Here is a 16,290-nt window from a genome sequence, read left to right as displayed (position 1 = left end):
CGGCGAGCAAGTGAGTGACAATTTTGACGAAGGACGATGACGTGCCTCCAGGAAACCCTTCCCGTCGCGCCGCCGCGACGATCTCCCTCCTCGCCCTCGCCGGCGCCCTGCTCGCCGGGTGCTCCGCCGACGGCCGCGAGACCATCCGCTTCACCTTCAGCAAGCGGGAGGCTCTCGACTTCATGAATCAGCTGGTCTCGGATTACAACGCCTCCCAGGACCGGGTCCGGGTGGAGATGGACACCTCGGGGGTCGACGTGGTGTCGGCCAGCTTCGTCCGCGGAAATCCGCCGGACATCATGCTGGCCAACTACAACTACGAGGTCGCGCGCTTCGTCGATCGATGCGCGCTCTCGGATCTCTCCGACACCGAGGCGGCATCGACCGTTCGCGACGACCTCGACGTGCTGATGGCGCAGTACGGGTCGTGCGAGGGACGCACCAGCGCCCTGCCGTACTCGGTGATGGCGTCGTCGGTCATCTACAACCGCGCCATCTTCGAAGAGAACGGCCTCGACGTCCCCCAGACATGGGACGAGCTCATCGCCGTCTGCGACGCACTCGAGGCCGCGGGGGTGACGCCCTTCTACGCGACCTTCAAGGACGACTGGACCGTCGCCCAGGGGTGGTACGACTACGCCATCGGCGGTTCGGTCGACGTCGTGGACTTCTTCAACCAGCTGGCCGAGGAGGGCGCGGATGTCGGGGCCGGATCTGCGGTGTCCTTCCAAGACCAGTTCGCCGAGCCGCTGGACAAGATGGCGCAGCTGACGGACTACACCAACGCCGACGCCGATTCGCGGGCGTACAACGACGGCAACCTGGCGTTCGCGCGGGGCGAGGCGGCGATGTACCTCCAGGGGCCGTGGGCGCTCGCAGAGATCGCCAAGACCGACCCCGACCTCGACCTCGGGACCTTTCCGCTTCCCATGACGGATGATCCCGACGACCTCAAGGTCCGGGTGAACACCGACCTCGCGGCGATGATCCCGGAGGAATCGCGTCATCAGGACGCGGCGCGGGACTTCCTGGAGTTCCTCTACCAGCCTGAGAACATCGAGGCCTACAACGAGTCCCAGCTCGGCTTCGCTCCCACGGAGGGGGCTCCGCCACCGAGCGACCCCCGCGTCGAGGGCATGATCGCCTACTACGACGAGGGCAGCTTCTATCAGGGCCCCTCCGTCCTCGTCCCCAAGACCATCCCGGTCTTCAGCTACGCGCAGGCGCTGGCGCTCGGCGCCGACACCGAGGCGACGCTGCGGACGATGGACACCGACTGGGCCCGGCTGGCCTTCCGCTCGCCCCTTCCCTCGAGCGAGACCGACGCGCAGGGCGAGGAGGCCACGCAATGACCACCACCGAGACGATCGTCGCCGGACCGGCGGCGACACACCGCTCCCGTCGGCGCGTGGAGCCGATCTACTACCTGTTCCTGCTTCCCAGCCTGGTGCTGTTCACGCTGGCGATCACCGTGCCGGGGATCGTCGGGATCTTCTTCAGCTTCACCGACTCGATCGGCATCGGGTCGTGGAACTTCATCGGCCTGACGAACTACATCGCCCTCTTCAGCGATCCGGCGATCCTGCAGAGCTATCTGTTCACGTTCGGGTTCGCCACGGCGACGGTCATCGTCGTCAACATCGTGGCGTTCCTGCTCGCGGTGGGATTGACATCCCGCATCCGCTTCCGCACCGGACTCCGGACGATCTTCGTCATCCCGATGGTGATCTCGGGGATCATCATCGCCTACGTGTTCAATTTCCTCTTCTCCAACTCCGTGCCCTCGCTCGGGCAGGCGACGGGGATCGGATGGCTGCAGGAGAGTCTGCTCGCCAACCCCGACCTCGCGTGGGTGGCGATCGTCATCGTCACCGCCTGGCAGGCGATCCCCGGCACTCTCCTGATCTACATCGCCGGGCTCCTGTCGGTGCCCGGGGACGTCTACGAGGCGGCCGAGATCGACGGGGCCAACAAGCGCCAGCAGCTGTGGCGCATCACCGTCCCCCTCGTCGCCGGCTACGTCGTCATCAACGTCATCCTCGGATTCAAGAACTTCCTCAACGCCTACGACGTCATCGTCGGCCTCACCAACGGCGGGCCGGGAACGGCAACGCGCAGCATCGCGATGAGCATCATCTTCGGCTTCAACAGCGGCGATTACGCCTACCAGATGGCGAACGCGACGATCTTCTTCCTCGTCGCCGTGCTGATCTCCATCCTCCAACTCTCCCTCACTCGCGGAAGGAAGGTCTTCCGATGACCACGCAACCCGCCCTGTCCGCCGAGACCGCCGAGGGCGAGCTCATCGCCGATCGCGAGAATCGGGCGATCCGTTCCTCTGATGACCGGCCGAGGTCGAAGACCCGGGGCCGCGTCGGCCAGGAGCGCGTCAACTGGTCGACCACGGTGATCCTCATCCTCTGCGCGGTGACGGTCCTGCTGCCGCTGTACGTCACCATCTCGATGTCGCTGAAGACGTCCGCTCAGGCCGTCGACGGAAACGCGTTCTCGCTGCCGGCGCCCTTCAGCTTCGACGGGTTCGTCGAAGCGTGGACCCTCACCCGCTTCCCCGTCGGTGCGGCGGTGTCGCTGTTCGTCACCGCCGGCACGGTGATCCTGACGATCATCCTGGCTGCCTTCGCCTCCTACGCGATCGTCCGCAACTGGGACCGGCGACTCTTCCGCTACTCGTTCTTCTATCTGCTCGCGGCGATGTTCATCCCGTTCCCTGTGGTGGCACTCCCCCAGATCCAGCTGACCGGTCGTGTGGGCCTGGACAACCCGGTAGGAGTGATCCTGCTCGCCACGATGTTCCAGCTGAGCTTCAGCGTGCTGCTGTTCACCGCGTTCCTCCGCTCGATCCCCTACGAGCTCGAGGAGAGCGCGCGCATCGACGGCGCCAGCACCTGGCAGACGTTCTGGCAGCTCATCTTCCCGCTGCTGGCGCCGATGAGCGCAACGGTGGGGATCTTCGCCTTCCTCTACGCGTGGAACGACTTCATGATGCCGTCGCTCATCATCTCCGACCCGAACCTGCAGACCCTGCCGGTGCGACAGAACCTGTTCCAGAACCAGTTCAGCAATAACTACAACGTCGCCTTCGCGTCGTACCTCATGGCCATGGCGCCCGCGATCATCGCCTACCTGTTCACGCAGCGATGGGTCATGGCGGGCGTCACGCAGGGCGCCGTCAAGGGCTGAATCCACCCTCTCCATCCTCGAAGCGAAAGGCTCTCGTCCCCGTGACATCCGCTCCCACCTCCTCCACGCGCACCGCCGACACCCCAGAGATGGACCTGCCCGAATGGTGGCGTCAGGCCGTGGTGTACCAGGTCTATCCGCGCAGCTTCGCCGACGCCGACGGCGACGGCATCGGTGATCTGCGCGGCATCCTCTCGCGGGTCGACCACCTGCGCGAGCTCGGCGTCGACGCGGTCTGGCTGAGCCCGTTCTACCCCTCCGAGCTCGCCGACGGGGGCTACGACGTCGCCGATTACCGGGACGTGGACCCCCGGCTGGGAACCCTCGACGATTTCGATCGGCTCGTCGAGGCCCTCCACTCGGCCGGGATCCGGGTCGTCGTCGACATCGTCCCCAACCACACCTCCGATCAGCACGCCTGGTTCCAGGAGGCCCTCGCCGCGGGGAGCGGATCGGCGGCGCGGGATCGGTACATCTTCCGCGACGGCACGGGTCCTGACGGGTCCGAGCCGCCGACCGATTGGGTCTCGGTCTTCGGCGGCCCGGCCTGGGAACGTGTCGCCGACGGGCAGTGGTACTTCCACAACTTCGCCGTGGAGCAGCCCGACCTCAACTGGGACAACCCCGAGGTCCGTGCCGACTTCGTGCGCACCCTGCGGTTCTGGGCAGATCGGGGAGTCGACGGGTTCCGCATCGACGTCGCGCACATGCTCACGAAGGATCTCACCGACCCGCTGCCCTCGCGGGCGGAGCTCGACGCCCTGCCTCGCGACGGCCGGCATCCCCTCATCGACCGAGATGACGTGCACGAGGTCTATGCGCAGTGGCGCGCGGTCTTCGACTCGTACGACCCGCCGCGCACCGCCGTCGCCGAGGCGTGGGTCGACCCCGCCCGCATCCCGCTCTACGCGAGCGCCGAAAGCCTCGGTCAGGCATTCAACTTCGACCTGCTGGAGGCGGATTTCGACGCAGGGCAGTTCAGCCGGATCGTCGGCTCGAATCTCCTTCTGGCCGCGGAGTCGGGCTCATCGACCACGTGGGTGCTGTCCAACCACGACGTCGTCCGGCACGCGACGCGCTACGGCCTCCCCGATGCCGAGCGCGCGGGAGACGGTCGCCCCGTGCGCAAGCACGGCAACGAGTGGCTGCTCTCCGGCGGCCGATCGCCAGAGCTGGACCGCGAGAAGGGGCTCCGCCGGGCGCGCGCCGCGATTCTCTTCGTGCTCGGACTCCCCGGCTCGGCCTACATCTATCAGGGCGAGGAACTGGGCCTGCACGAGGTCGCCGAGATCCCCGACTCCCGGCGACAGGACCCCACGTTCTTCCGGAGCCCCGGTGAGGACATCGGTCGAGACGGATGTCGCGTGCCTCTGCCCTGGTCGGCCGGCGCACCCGCGTTCGGATTCGGCGCGGGTGAGCCGCACCTCCCCCAGCCGTCCTGGTTCGCGCAGGCGGCGGCGTCCGAGCAGGAGGGCGACCCGGCGTCGACGCTCACCCTGTACCGCGAAGCGCTGGCGACGCGTCGACGTCTCCAGACGGCGGAGTCCCTGGACTGGGTCGAGACCGGCCGCGACGACGTGCTGCGCTTCCGGCGGCCGAACGGGTGGACCGTGATCACGAATTTCGGCACCGAGCCGTTCGACCTCCCCGACGGCGCGACCCCTGTGCTGACGTCCGAGCCGTTGGTCGGCGGCCGGCTCGCCGGCGAGGCGACCGCCTGGTTCAACGCGCTCTGAGTCCAGCCCGAGAGGGCTGAGTCCGGCCCGAAAGACAAGGGGCCCGAGTCCCGCGGGATGCGCGGAACTCGGGCCCCTTGTGTGCGACAGCGGCGCTGGTGGAGATGGGGGGAATCGAACCCCCGTCCATCGCTGAGATACTGCGTCTTCTCCGGGCGCAGTCTGTAGAGACGTTCTGCTCGGCCCCGACCTTTGTCACAGACACCTAAGTCGACAGGCCCAGCCTGGGAAGAGTCCCGCGTGACGTCCAGGCGCCGTCACACAGCAAGTCCCCTAGATGACGCCGGAATCCGTAGCGGGAACACCTACGGTCCAACGGAGTTCAGGCTCGCTTAGGCAGCGAGGGCGAACTCAGTGCGCTTAGGTTCGGCACTTATTGGTTCGCAGAGATCGTTAACGAGATAACTCTGCATCCTCGGCCCGCTTCCCGCAGATTCACAGGCGATGTCGAAACCGATCATCCCCATGGATCCCTGGAGAGGGAGCCGCTGTCGCACTGTGGAGTTGTTGACCTCGGACGGAAGACGACCGAGCACATCAGGATACAACGGATGCCGACGCCGCGCCATTCCACGAGGATGGCGACGCGACCGGGTGCCTCTCCCCCGGCGCGCCGCCACCACGTCAGGCGAAGTCCAGCGCTCCTCGGACGATCGAATCACCGGAATGTGCCGGATCCCCGTCCACCGGCTCGTCCGAGACGTCGACCAGGACGTACTCCCGAAGGTCGATGTCGGCGGGCACCACGAACTCTCCGGTCTGCCCCTCGAGCATTCCGAGACTCACGATTGACGTCGCGTCCTCGGTGATCAACCACACCTCGCGGTTGCTGCCGGGGTCCACATCCGCATCCAGGGTCACCTCGATGACCCGCTCGTCTCCGCGTTCGACGACGACGGCAGACCCCTCAGCGCCGGGGTGGTCCGGGAATGCCGCGAGTTCGGCGGATGCCAGCTCGACCACGGTCGCCTGCCTCGTCAGCGCCCATCCGCCGACAGCCACGCCGAGGATGGCGACGCTCGCGGCGAGAACGAACAGCCCGCGCAGAAGTCCGGTGCGACGCCGAGCGGGGGCGGGGGCTCCGCCCGACTCGGCGGCGGCGCGCTCCCCCGCGTCCGCGGGCTCGAGGCGGACGGTCTCCGCGGCGGGATCGATCTCGGAGGCGGCAGCCGCGTCGGAGATCGCTGTGGAGCCGGAGAATCCGAGCTCCTCCGAGATGCGCGACCAGACGCGCTCGGGCGGAGACTCGAGGTCTTCCAGCAGAACGGTGGAGCGACCGGCCACGACGGTGCGGCTCAGAGCGGACAGCTCCCCTCCGCAGCGCGGGCACGTGCTGAGGTGATCCTGCTCGGCGGGCGTCGCCACCGGTTCCCCGATGGCGAGCAGCGTCAGGACCTCGGGATCGAGGTGCGACTCAAGATGCGGCATGACTCACCTCCAATCGGGATCGCAGACGGGTAAGACTTCGGCGGATGTGGCTCTTGACGGTGCCGAGTGGCATGTCCAATCGGCTGGCGATCTGCTGGTGCGTCAGATCGTCGTAGAACGCGAGCTTGACGACTTCTCGGGCGTCGGGTTCGAGCCGGCTGATCTCGTCGGCGAGAAGGATCGTATCGCCGATGTCGACCTCGGGCGCGGAGCGTCCCATCGGCTCAGCCACCCTCTCCAGCTCCCGCTGCAGGGCGCCGATCCGCGCACGGGCCTCATGGGTGTCGGCGATGCGGCGGCGGGCGATGGCGATCAGCCACGTGGACACGCGTGCCTTCGAGGGATCGAAACTCGCCCGGGAGCCCCATGCCGAGACGAAGGTCTTCTGCGTCACGTCCTCGGCGTCGGTCCGGTCTCCGAGCGATCGGAGTGCCAGGGTGAACACGACCGGGGACCAGCGACGGTAGATCTCCTCGAGCGCTCGTTCGTCGCCGTCACGGAATCGCTCCCCCACGCCCTCGTCGGCTGCTCCCGGCGGGGCGGCCGCCGCATTGTCGATGCTCATCGAGGCGCTCATTCCTGTACCGGGGTGGCGAGGGCCACCACATTGTCCTCGTAGCGACCGATCGAGGCATCGAAAGGACCGCCACAGGTGATGAGCACCAGCATGGGGGAACCGGAACGGGCGAACAAGTCATCGACAGGAAGGTCGGCCTTCTTGTAATAGGTCACCGAATCCAGCCGGTAGCGGGTGAGGTTCCCGGTGTCGTCGGTGACCTCGATGAGCGTCCCCTGCGCCAGATCCCGGATGCGGCTGAAGGGGCCGATGCCGTACCCCGGCATGTCGACGTGAGCGGAGACCACGGTACGGCCCTCCGGGGACTGCGGGCCCGGACCGAATCGGTACCACCCGGCGACCGCCGGATCCTCGGGGAGCTCCATCGCCTGGTTGGCATCGACGCCGACCGGGATCACCGGGACGTCGATTCCCGCGTCGGCCACCGACACCCGCACCGGGGCCGGTACGACGGCAGCCGGTGCGGGTGTGGCCGGCGCCACGGGGATCTCTACGGAGGGGGTCGGCGCCGGAGCCGAGATTTCCGGGGCGGGAAGGGAGGTTGCCGGCTGCGGCGCCGTCTCGACCGAAGCGGTGCCGCAGCCGGTGAGGGCGAGGACGAGAAGTACCGCCAGGGGTACCGCTCGCCTCGCCCTCATCATCCTTCTATCCTCGCCGATCAGCGTCCGCTGCGAGCGCGGACGGCGACCACGGTGCCACCGGCGACGCCGAGGGCGACCAGGAGGCCGGCGGCAAGCCACACACCCTGCACGAGCGTGTCCTGCGCGGCCAGCTGGCCACCGGCACCCGACGGGACGCCACCCGAGGGACCACCGTGCAGACCGTCGATGGTCTGCACCGCGAGCGCGAGGTTGCCGGCCTCAGCCGAGCCCCACGCGTAGACGATCGTCAGCGTACCCTCGGCGACATTGACGTCCGCCGGGCCGATGACGGGCTCGGTCGTACCCTCGAGCGCGACCGCGGCCGAGATGGTGCCGGCGGGCAGGTTGAGGGACTCCTCGTTGGGGTTGGTGAGCCCGGTGATGACGGCCGTACCACCCGCGAGGACGTCGACGGCGGGGGCGGCGGCCACGTGGCGCACCGTCAGGCGACCTTCACCCGCGGCGGTCTGCGCGGTGTCGTTGACGAAGGCGTTCAGAGCCGGCTCGCCCGCCTCGGTCAGGTTGGCGGTGGCGGTGTAGTTGACACCGGCCTCCAGCGGGACCGAAGCCTCGAGGATCGGCGCGCTGGCGTCCGCTGCGTCCGTCGCCGTCAGGGCGATGTCGTAGGTACCGGCGGCAAGCGCCAGCGGTCCGGCGAGGTCGCCGGGCTGGAAGTCGTCGAGGGTCAGCTCGCCATTGACGTAGACGTCGACGGGGGTGTCGGGGATGCCGTGCAGCACCGAAAGCTGAGCCTCGCCGCTCGTGCTGGCGTTCGCGGGAAGGGCGAGGCCCAGTGCCGCGACAAGGCCGACCGTGAGGCCGGCAACCATGGTCTTGCGCATGAAGATCCTCCTGGGGTGAGTGGCAGTGAGGGTCACCGCCTTTCATGTAGTACTTCCCGGGACCCGACGCGTTTGGATGCAGCAGCATGAGATTTTTCTGACAGCGCGCCGTAGAGTCGCCCTCATGAAAGAGGTCGTGGTGACGGTGCACGGAGAGCACGAGGCTCGGGTGGCGCCCGAGGAGGCCGTCGCAACCCTGGTGGTGCGCGCCGAGGGCGCAACGAGGGAACAGGTGGTCTCGGAGGTGTCCGCGTGGACCGCGCCGCTGCGCGACGAACTCGACTCCGCCCGCGCGGCGGGTCGCGTCGCGCAGTGGTCGAGCGACAGCGTGGCGGTGTGGTCGGAGCGTCCGTGGAACGCGGACGGCAAACGTCTGGCCCCTGTCGTCCACGCCGCAGTGAACCTCGCCGCCACCTTCACCGATTTCGGCGCCCTCTCGACGTGGGCGAGCGAGGTCATCGAGCGCGACGGCGTGCAGTTCTCCGGCGTCGAGTGGCGGCTGTCGCCCCTGACCCGCGCCGCTCTCGAACGCTCGGTCGCCGCCGAGGCGGTGACCGTCGCCGTCGAACGCGCGACGGCCTACGCCCGGGCGCTCGGGCTGTCGGACGTGACCCCGATCGAGGTCGCCGATGCGGGGATGCTGACCGAGGATCGCGGAGCGCGCGCCGAATCGGCTCGCCCGCTCATGGCGCGCGCGGCGTTCAGCGGTGACGCCGGAGGCGCGGACATCCGGCTCCAGCCCACCGATGTGGTCGTCGCTGCGACGGTCGACGCACGCTTCATCGCCCGGTGACCGCCCGCATCAGCGGGGCGGAGCGTCACTCGCCGAGACGGTTGCGGGTGCGCATCGCCCGCTCCGCCTCGCGGCGGTCCTGGCGCTCGCGAAGGGTCTGACGCTTGTCGAACTCGCGCTTGCCCTTCGCGACGGCGATCTCGACCTTCGCGCGACCATCGGAGAAGTACAGGCGCAGCGGAACGAGGGTGTAGCCGCCGGCGGAGACGGCGTGGGAGAGCTTGACGATCTCGTCCTTGTGCAGGAGGAGCTTGCGCGTGCGCTTGGCCGCGTGATTCGTCCAGTGACCCTGCGAGTACTCGGGGATGTGGACCGCGTCGAGGAAGGCCTCTCCGCCGTCGATGTACGCGTAGCCGTCGGTGAGGTTGGCCCGACCCTGCCGCAGGGACTTCACCTCGGTGCCGGTGAGGACGAGCCCCGCCTCGTAGGTCTTGTCGATGAGGTAGTCGTGGCGCGCGCGACGGTTCGTCGCGATGACCTTCTCACCGCGTTCGCGTGCCATGGCTGCCCTCCTCCTTCACGGCCGCGCAGCGGCATCCGTCCTTCCGGATCGCGCACGGCAGCCCGCCAGCTTAGCAGGCTTCAGGTCCGCAGCCACCGGCGGATGGCGAAGCTCGCCGAGAGCGCGGCCAGGATCACACCGATGGCGACGATCACGGGGATGACGACGGCGACGTCGCCCCCGTCCACCCAGGTCGTGACGAACTGCACCCTGCCGCGCAGCTCCTCGACGCCGAACCGCAGCCCGAGGACAACTGTGATGCTGGCGAGGATCGAGCCGATCAGCGCGGCGAACACTCCCTCCAGCACGAAGGGGGTCTGGATGAACCGGTTCGATGCCCCCACCATGCGCATGATCCCGAGCTCCCGGCGTCGCGCGAAGGCCGACAGCCGGATCGTGGTCGCGATGAGGAGGACGGCGGCGATGAGCATCAGTCCGGCGATGCCGACCGCGATGTAGGTCGCGACGGTCAGCGCGGAGAAGAGCGGATCGAGGTACTGCAGCTGATCCTCGACGACTTCGACGCCGTCCGTGCCCTGGAAGGCCTCGATGATGACATCCGATCGCCGGTGGTCCACGAGGTTGATCCGGAAGGTCTCGTTCAGCTGATCGGGGGTGATGACGCTGGCGTAGTCCTCGCCGAGCAGGTCGATCACGTTCTGGTACGCCTCGTCGCGGTTCTCGAATCGCACCTCGTCGATGAGCGGTGAGATGGCGGGACTGTCGAGCTGGGCCTGCACGGCGGCGATCTGTTCGGCGGTGGCGACCCCTCCCGCACAGGTGCCCTCCTGGGTCGACACCGACGTGCACATGCTGATGGCTACCTGGGCACGGTCGGCCCAGAAGTTCTCCATCTTCCCGATCTGCATCTGCATGAGGATCGCCGCCCCCACGAAGGTGAGCGAGACGAAGGTGACGAGCACCACCGAGATGACCATCGAGGCGTTGCGGCGAAGGCCCGTGAACGCCTCGGTCAGCACCAGACCGACCCTCATGAGGTGGGCCCCACTTCGTCGTCGCGGTCCCGGCCGCCCAGACCCAGGCGGTCGGCCACGCCGAGCTCGGCGACCTCGACGTCGGGGATGTCCTGCACGGGCACGGGCTGTGTTGGGGGACGGGTGAGGCCGCGCGGCCCGGCGACCTCGGCGCGACCGTCGTCCTCGGCCGGCGCACCGACCCGAACCGTCTGGGGCTCGGGAGCCGTCTCGCGGATCTCGCCCGCCCACGGCGGCGCCTCCGATTCCGTCGGCAGGCTCGTCCCGGCCATCGCCGCGGCCTCGCGCTGGAGCTCGAGCACCGCCGTGAGGGCGGCGACGGCGGCTGCGCCCCGCTCGGGTTCGGGTGCGAGACTCGGGATGGCCGAGGTGTCGCCGTAGCCGCCGTGGCGCTCGTCGCGCACCATCTCGCCGTTCTTCAGCTCGATCACGCGGCGTTTCATCTGGTCGACGAAGCCCGCTTCGTGCGTGGCCATGACCACGGTGGTGCCGTTGGCGTTGATGCGCGCGAGCAGTTGCATGATGTCCACCGAGGTGGCGGGGTCGAGGTTCCCGGTGGGCTCGTCGGCGAGGAGGACCTGAGGCCGGTTCGCCAGGGCCCGGGCGATGGCCACGCGCTGCTGCTCGCCGCCGGAGAGCTCATGTGGGAACCGCTTCTCTTTCCCGGCGAGACCGACCAGGGCCAGCACCTCGGGGACGGCCTGCTGGATGAAGGCGCGGGACGATCCGATCACCTGGAGGGTGAAGGCGACGTTCTGGAAGACCGTCTTGGAGGGCAGCAGCCGGAAGTCCTGGAACACCGCCCCGATGTGGCGGCGGAAGTAGGGGACCTTGCGGTTGGAGAGCGTCCGTACGTCGCGGCCGAGGACGACCACCCGACCCTCGCTCGGCACGTCTTCGCGGAGGATCAGCCGGAGGCAGGAGGACTTCCCCGATCCCGATGCGCCGACGAGGAAGACGAACTCTCCCCGGAGCACCTCGAAATCGACCTCGTGCAGGGCGGGGCGGGAGGTGCCGCGATAGTGCTTCGTGACGTTCTCGAACCGGATCATGGCGTGACGAGCCTAAGCGGCGGTTCGCCGCATGCGCCGAGCGACACCCGGCGCGGCGTCATCCGTCAGTCGTCGTCGTCCTTGCGCTTTCGCCAGCGGATGCCGGCGGCGATGAAACCGTCGATGTCGCCGTCGAAGACCGGTGCCGGGTTGCCGACCTCGTGCCCGGTGCGCAGGTCTTTGACCAGCTGCTGGCCGTAGAGGAAGTAGGAGCGCATCTGGTCGCCCCAGCTGGCGGTGATGGTGCCCGCGAGCTCCTTCTTCTTCGCTGCCTCCTCTTCGCGCTTGAGCAACAATAGGCGCGTCTGGAGCACGCGCATCGCGGCCGCGCGGTTCTGGATCTGCGACTTCTCGTTCTGCATCGACACCACGATCCCGGTCGGGAGGTGGGTGATGCGCACCGCCGAGTCCGTCGTGTTCACCGACTGCCCGCCGGGGCCGGACGAGCGGAACACATCGACGCGGATGTCGCCCTCGGGGATGTCGACCTCGACGGCCTCCTCCATCACGGGGATCACCTCGACCGCCGCGAAGGACGTCTGCCGCTTGTCGGCGGCGCCGAACGGGCTGATCCGGGCGAGCCGGTGGGTGCCGGCCTCGACCGACAGCGTGCCATAGGCGTAGGGGGCGTCGATCTCGAACGTCGCGGACTTGATACCGGCGCCCTCGGCGTACGAGGTGTCCATGACCTTGACGGGGTACTTGTGCCGCTCGGCCCACCGCAGGTACATGCGCATGAGCATCTCGGCGAAGTCGGTGGCGTCGTCGCCGCCCGCGCCGGATCGGATCGTCACCACCGCGGAGCGGTCATCGTACTCGCCGTCGAGGAGCGTCTGCACCTCGAGCTGTCCGATGACGTCCTCCAGCTCGGCGATCTCGTGACGGGCCTCCTCGGCGGAGTCCTCGTCGTCCATCTCGTTGGCCAGTTCGACGAGCACCTCGAGATCGTCGAGGCGCTGCTCGATCTCGGAGATGCGCTTGAGCTCGCTCTGGCGGTGGCTGAGGGCGCTGGTGACCTTCTGCGCCTTGTCGACGTCGTCCCAGAGGTCGGGGGCGCCGGCTTCCTCGCTGAGGCGCGCGATCTCGGACTCCAGGGCGTCGACGTCGACGACGGCCTTGATGTCGGAGAACGTGGACCGGAGGGCCTTGATGTCGTCGGACGGATCGAATTCGAGCATGACACTCCAGACTAACGTGGATGATCGTGTCAGATCTCCCGCCCCGCTCCCCCGGCGCGGCGGCAGTGCTCGGCCGCTTCGCGCCGATGATCTACGGCCCGACGCTGCTGTTCGCCCTCGGCGAGGGCGCCATCCTGCCGCTCATCCCCGTCATCGCGGCGCGGCTGGGCGCCGACGTCGCCACGGCGGCACTCGTGGGCTCGGCCCTCGTCGTCGGCCAGCTCTGCGGCAACATCCCCGCGGGGTACGCCGTCGCACGCATCGGCGAACGGTTCACCATGGCGATCGCCGGAGTGCTGGCCCTCCTCGGGGTCGTGGGCATGGTCGTCGCCCCGGGGCTCGGGGTGTTCGCCGCCTCGGTGTTCGTCATCGGGTTCTGCGCGGCGGCCTTCGGCCTGGCCCGGCACTCGTTCATGACCACCCGGGTGCCGCTGTCGTTCCGCGCGCGGGCGCTGTCGCTGCTGGGGGGCACGTTCCGTCTCGGGATGTTCGTGGGTCCCTTCGTCTCCGCCGCCCTCATCGCCCTCTTCGGCGGAGAGGCGGCGAGCATCTGGTTCTTCGGCGTCTGCCTCGCCGCCGTCATCGCCCTGGTGCTCCTCGGCCCCGATCCCGAGCGAGCACTGCGGATGGACGAGGCTCGAACGGATGCCGCCGCGTCGGCCGCCCGCGCCGGCGACACCCGACCCGGCGAGTCCGACACCGGCGAGCCGGTGACGACGGGATCCGTACCCGTTCTCGGACGGGCACGACGGCGGGAGGGGGTCTTCCGCACGATGTGGCGTCATCGGGCCGTGCTGTCGCGGCTCGGCGTCGCCGCGGCATCCCTCTCCGCCGTCCGATCGGCGCGACAGGTCGTCCTGCCGCTGTGGGGAGTCTCGATCGGCCTGGACGCGCAGACCATCGCGCTCGTGGTCGGGGTGTCGGGCGCCATCGACTTCGCCCTCTTCTACGCCAGCGGCCAGGTGATGGACCGGTTCGGCCGGCTGTGGGCGGCGCTTCCCGCGATGATCCTCATGGGGGCAGGCTTCCTCGCCCTGGCGTTCACGCACGACCTCGCGTCGGCGGACATGTGGTTCGCGATGTTCGGCGCCGTGCTGGGGGTCGGCAACGGTCTCTCCAGCGGCATCCTCCTCACCCTCGGCGCCGACGCGGCCCCGCCCGAGGACCCCGCGCCGTTCCTCGGCTCGTGGCGCACGCTGACCGACGCCGGGGGCGCCCTGGCGCCGCTGGCGGTGTCGGCGATCGCGGCGGCGGCATCCCTGTCGGTCGCCGCCGCCGTGATCGGCGTCGTCGGATTCGTCGGCGCGGGAGCGTTCGCCCGGTGGGTTCCGCGGTTCGTGCCGCGCCCGTGATCCGCGGCGCCCCGGGCGTAGTCTCAGGAGCATGGTCGTCGCAGGACTCGTCTTCGCAGCCATCGCTGCGGTGATCCACGTCTACATCTTCGTGCTGGAGTCGGTGACCTGGACGAGCGCCCGCACCCGCCGGACCTTCGGCATCCGCAGCCTCGAGGAGGCGCAGGCGACGCGGGCGATGGCGTTCAACCAGGGCTTCTACAACCTGTTCCTGGCCGTCTCGGCGCTTGTGGGCATCGTGCTCGTCGCCGTCGGCGCCACGGTCGTCGGTGCGACGCTGGTGTTCGTCGGCACCGGGTCGATGGTCGCCGCGGGCCTCGTGCTCGTCCTGTCCAACCGGCGGATGCTGCGGCCGGCCGCCATCCAGGCGGTGCCGCCTCTGATCGCGATCATCTCGCTCGCGATCGGTCTGACCGCCTGACTTCCCTCTCAGGGCGTCACCGCAGCGCAGTGCGGCTGGTCGCCGTCGCCTCGAGCGGCACGCCCTCCGGGACGAAGGCCGTGGCGATGGGCGGTCGCCAGGTGCCCGCCACCGTCACCCGCGCCGACGTGCCGTCCGGCGTGCCCGCCGCGATGATCCGCAGATCACCGCCCCACTGATCGACGAGCGCCGCGGCGAGCTCGGCGACGTCGTCGTCGGTGAGAACGGCGCGCGGCTCACCGCCGTCGACGACGAGTTCGAACCCGTCCGCACCCGCCAGGGCGGCGGCGTCGGCCGCCGCGTCGACCCGCTTCTGAGCGAGGTAAAGACTCGTCGCGTCGACACAGACGAAGACCACCACGAGGGTGAGGATCGCGTAGCCGAGCGTGAGGAGCAGGACGCTGCCGGTCTCGTCGGACCGTGCAGCGGCGGGCCGTGCGCGGCGCGTCATCCGCCCTCCCAGAAGCGCGACACGCGCTCGGCCGCCGTCGCCTCGACCGGGACGGCCGCGATCCGGTCGAGACCGAACACGGGCGGCACGAGGGGCAGCGAGACGGTGCTGCGGACCCGCACGAGCAGGGTCGCGCCCGCTCGCGGACATGCGGCGCCCGCCGGAGCGCACGCGAGCGAGAGGTCGATGCGGTCGGGGTCGAGGCCGTACTCCTCCGTGATCGAGGCGATCACGGCCTCGGCGCGCCGGTCGGCGTCCGCGGCATCGCTCGCGCCGGCGACGGCCCGTGCGACGTGACGGGCTCCGGCTTCGGCTCCGAGGGCCTGGCCCTGGATGAGCCCCAGCGAGACGACGACGTAGACGAGCGGAACGAGGAGGAGGAGCCCCACGACGATGAACTCGAGCGCGGCCGAACCGCGGTCATCCGGATCGTCGGCGGCGGTCGTCCGCTCAGTCGAACGACTCCACGGGCGCATGGGCACTCACCTCCAGCAGGCCCGGCAGACCGATGAGCCCGATCACCGGCAGGGGCGCCTGAACGCTGACCTCCACCGCCGGGTAGCCGAGGGCGGTGGTCTCGGCGACGGACACGTCTCCGGCGTAGGCAGCACCGACGGTGCGGGCGACGATCTGGGAGGTGCGATCGGCACCGTCGCGCAGCGTCGTGTCCGCCAGCGCCGCGTGATAGGCGCCCTCGACGGCGGCGTCGTGGACGACGTTCCGGACGTAGATGCCGAGTCCGAGCTGGAGGACCCCGAGCGTGAGGGCGGTCAGCATCACTGCGACCAGCACGAACTCCACGGGCGCCGAGCCGCGCTCGTCCGCAGCATCCGCTGTCAACGACCTGATCAGACCACGGATGCCGCGCGCCGTCGCCGGCATCTCAGAAGCCCGAGACCCGCTCGATGGCCTGCTCGAACAGTCCGGCCAGCGCCGGTCCGGCGAGGGCCCAGATCACCACGACGAGCCCGGCGGTCATGAGGGTGATGAGCACCCAGCCGGGTACGTCGCCGCGATCGTCGTCGATCAAATCTCCGAACGCGGTCCGCGCGCTGATCCAGTGTCGGCTCACGAGCTCGCGCATGCCGTTCTCCTTTCGTCGGGGGTCTGCGCCCACGGTT

19 protein-coding genes and 1 other RNA gene are annotated in these 16,290 nt (G+C 69.2%); 7 read left to right on the top strand and 13 right to left on the bottom strand.

The window, feature by feature from the left end; all coding sequences use genetic code 11:
* The first annotated feature begins 41 nt into the window (after positions 1 to 41).
* From T9R20_RS07980 to T9R20_RS07965, 4 genes are read left to right on the top strand one after another with little or no spacing between them, the layout of a single operon-like run.
* Positions 42 to 1,352, top strand: a complete 1,311-nt coding sequence (locus T9R20_RS07980) for an ABC transporter substrate-binding protein (RefSeq protein WP_416182972.1) — start codon at positions 42 to 44, stop codon at positions 1,350 to 1,352.
* Positions 1,349 to 2,260 (top strand): sugar ABC transporter permease, encoded by a 912-nt coding sequence (locus T9R20_RS07975; protein WP_322411985.1) that lies wholly within the window; start codon positions 1,349 to 1,351, stop codon positions 2,258 to 2,260. Before T9R20_RS07980 ends, T9R20_RS07975 begins: the two co-directional genes overlap by 4 nt.
* A complete protein-coding gene (locus tag T9R20_RS07970) occupies positions 2,257 to 3,201 on the top strand; it encodes a carbohydrate ABC transporter permease (protein WP_322411984.1) in 945 nt (314 codons plus the stop codon). Before T9R20_RS07975 ends, T9R20_RS07970 begins: the two co-directional genes overlap by 4 nt.
* A 41-nt stretch (positions 3,202 to 3,242) precedes the next feature.
* Positions 3,243 to 4,937, top strand: a complete 1,695-nt coding sequence (locus T9R20_RS07965) for an alpha-amylase family glycosyl hydrolase (RefSeq protein ID WP_416182962.1) — start codon at positions 3,243 to 3,245, stop codon at positions 4,935 to 4,937.
* A 96-nt stretch (positions 4,938 to 5,033) separates the two neighbouring features.
* Here T9R20_RS07965 and ssrA read toward each other — a convergent pair.
* From ssrA to T9R20_RS07940, 5 genes are all read right to left on the bottom strand, one after another.
* Positions 5,034 to 5,402: a transfer-messenger RNA gene (gene ssrA, locus T9R20_RS07960) on the bottom strand.
* Between the two features lie 159 nt (positions 5,403 to 5,561).
* Positions 5,562 to 6,365 (bottom strand): anti-sigma factor, encoded by an 804-nt coding sequence (locus T9R20_RS07955; RefSeq protein ID WP_322411983.1) that lies wholly within the window; start codon positions 6,363 to 6,365, stop codon positions 5,562 to 5,564.
* Positions 6,352 to 6,930: an RNA polymerase sigma factor gene (locus T9R20_RS07950; RefSeq protein ID WP_322411982.1), complete on the bottom strand. Its 579-nt coding sequence runs from the start codon at positions 6,928 to 6,930 to the stop codon at positions 6,352 to 6,354. Before T9R20_RS07950 ends, T9R20_RS07955 begins: the two co-directional genes overlap by 14 nt.
* A gap of 8 nt (positions 6,931 to 6,938) precedes the next feature.
* Positions 6,939 to 7,580 carry a class F sortase gene (locus T9R20_RS07945; protein WP_322411981.1) on the bottom strand — a complete coding sequence of 214 codons (642 nt, stop codon included), beginning with the start codon at positions 7,578 to 7,580 and terminating at the stop codon, positions 6,939 to 6,941.
* A gap of 20 nt (positions 7,581 to 7,600) precedes the next feature.
* Positions 7,601 to 8,425 (bottom strand): DUF4397 domain-containing protein, encoded by an 825-nt coding sequence (locus T9R20_RS07940; protein ID WP_322411980.1) that lies wholly within the window; start codon positions 8,423 to 8,425, stop codon positions 7,601 to 7,603.
* A 124-nt stretch (positions 8,426 to 8,549) separates the two neighbouring features.
* On the opposite strand from T9R20_RS07940, the gene T9R20_RS07935 reads away from it, so the two are divergent.
* Complete coding sequence (locus T9R20_RS07935) at positions 8,550 to 9,218, top strand: SIMPL domain-containing protein (protein WP_322411979.1); 669 nt, start codon at positions 8,550 to 8,552, stop codon at positions 9,216 to 9,218.
* 25 nt (positions 9,219 to 9,243) lie between these two features.
* Here the strand turns inward: T9R20_RS07935 and smpB are convergent, their stop codons facing one another.
* From smpB to prfB, 4 genes are all read right to left on the bottom strand, one after another.
* Complete coding sequence (gene smpB / locus T9R20_RS07930) at positions 9,244 to 9,720, bottom strand: SsrA-binding protein SmpB (protein ID WP_179560314.1); 477 nt, start codon at positions 9,718 to 9,720, stop codon at positions 9,244 to 9,246.
* Between the two features lie 80 nt (positions 9,721 to 9,800).
* On the bottom strand, positions 9,801 to 10,715 hold the full coding sequence (ftsX, locus tag T9R20_RS07925; protein WP_322411978.1) for a permease-like cell division protein FtsX: 915 nt from the start codon (positions 10,713 to 10,715) through the stop codon (positions 9,801 to 9,803).
* Positions 10,712 to 11,767: a cell division ATP-binding protein FtsE gene (gene ftsE / locus T9R20_RS07920; RefSeq protein ID WP_322411977.1), complete on the bottom strand. Its 1,056-nt coding sequence runs from the start codon at positions 11,765 to 11,767 to the stop codon at positions 10,712 to 10,714. The genes ftsX and ftsE overlap by 4 nt, the downstream gene beginning before the upstream one ends.
* Positions 11,768 to 11,832: 65 nt before the next feature.
* Positions 11,833 to 12,945 carry a peptide chain release factor 2 gene (prfB, locus tag T9R20_RS07915; RefSeq protein WP_322411976.1) on the bottom strand — a complete coding sequence of 371 codons (1,113 nt, stop codon included), beginning with the start codon at positions 12,943 to 12,945 and terminating at the stop codon, positions 11,833 to 11,835.
* A gap of 20 nt (positions 12,946 to 12,965) precedes the next feature.
* On the opposite strand from prfB, the gene T9R20_RS07910 reads away from it, so the two are divergent.
* Positions 12,966 to 14,297: an MFS transporter gene (locus T9R20_RS07910; protein ID WP_322411975.1), complete on the top strand. Its 1,332-nt coding sequence runs from the start codon at positions 12,966 to 12,968 to the stop codon at positions 14,295 to 14,297.
* Positions 14,298 to 14,328: 31 nt separating this feature from the next.
* The gene (locus T9R20_RS07905; RefSeq protein ID WP_322411974.1) at positions 14,329 to 14,718 is read left to right on the top strand and encodes a DUF1304 domain-containing protein; all 390 of its coding nucleotides are present in this window, start codon (positions 14,329 to 14,331) and stop codon (positions 14,716 to 14,718) included.
* 16 nt (positions 14,719 to 14,734) lie between these two features.
* Here T9R20_RS07905 and T9R20_RS07900 read toward each other — a convergent pair whose 3' ends face one another.
* Genes T9R20_RS07900 through T9R20_RS07885 form a run of 4 tightly spaced genes read right to left on the bottom strand, consistent with a single transcriptional unit; the run spans position 14,735 to position 16,253 of the window.
* Positions 14,735 to 15,169, bottom strand: coding sequence for a pilus assembly protein TadG-related protein (locus T9R20_RS07900; RefSeq protein WP_322411973.1), 435 nt, complete (start codon positions 15,167 to 15,169; stop codon positions 14,735 to 14,737).
* Positions 15,166 to 15,645, bottom strand: coding sequence for a TadE family protein (locus tag T9R20_RS07895; protein ID WP_322411972.1), 480 nt, complete (start codon positions 15,643 to 15,645; stop codon positions 15,166 to 15,168). The genes T9R20_RS07900 and T9R20_RS07895 overlap by 4 nt, the downstream gene beginning before the upstream one ends.
* On the bottom strand, positions 15,620 to 16,051 hold the full coding sequence (locus T9R20_RS07890; protein ID WP_322411971.1) for a TadE/TadG family type IV pilus assembly protein: 432 nt from the start codon (positions 16,049 to 16,051) through the stop codon (positions 15,620 to 15,622). The genes T9R20_RS07895 and T9R20_RS07890 overlap by 26 nt, the downstream gene beginning before the upstream one ends.
* A 1-nt stretch (position 16,052) precedes the next feature.
* Positions 16,053 to 16,253, bottom strand: coding sequence for a hypothetical protein (locus T9R20_RS07885; RefSeq protein ID WP_322411970.1), 201 nt, complete (start codon positions 16,251 to 16,253; stop codon positions 16,053 to 16,055).
* Between the last annotated feature and the right edge of the window lie 37 nt (positions 16,254 to 16,290).

Origin of the sequence: Microbacterium invictum (genome assembly GCF_034421375.1) — a bacterium.
Taxonomy (GTDB): domain Bacteria; phylum Actinomycetota; class Actinomycetes; order Actinomycetales; family Microbacteriaceae; genus Microbacterium; species Microbacterium invictum_A.
The sequence above is the reverse complement of the archived record's forward strand: the minus strand, read 5'-3'. Positions and strand labels throughout refer to the sequence as shown.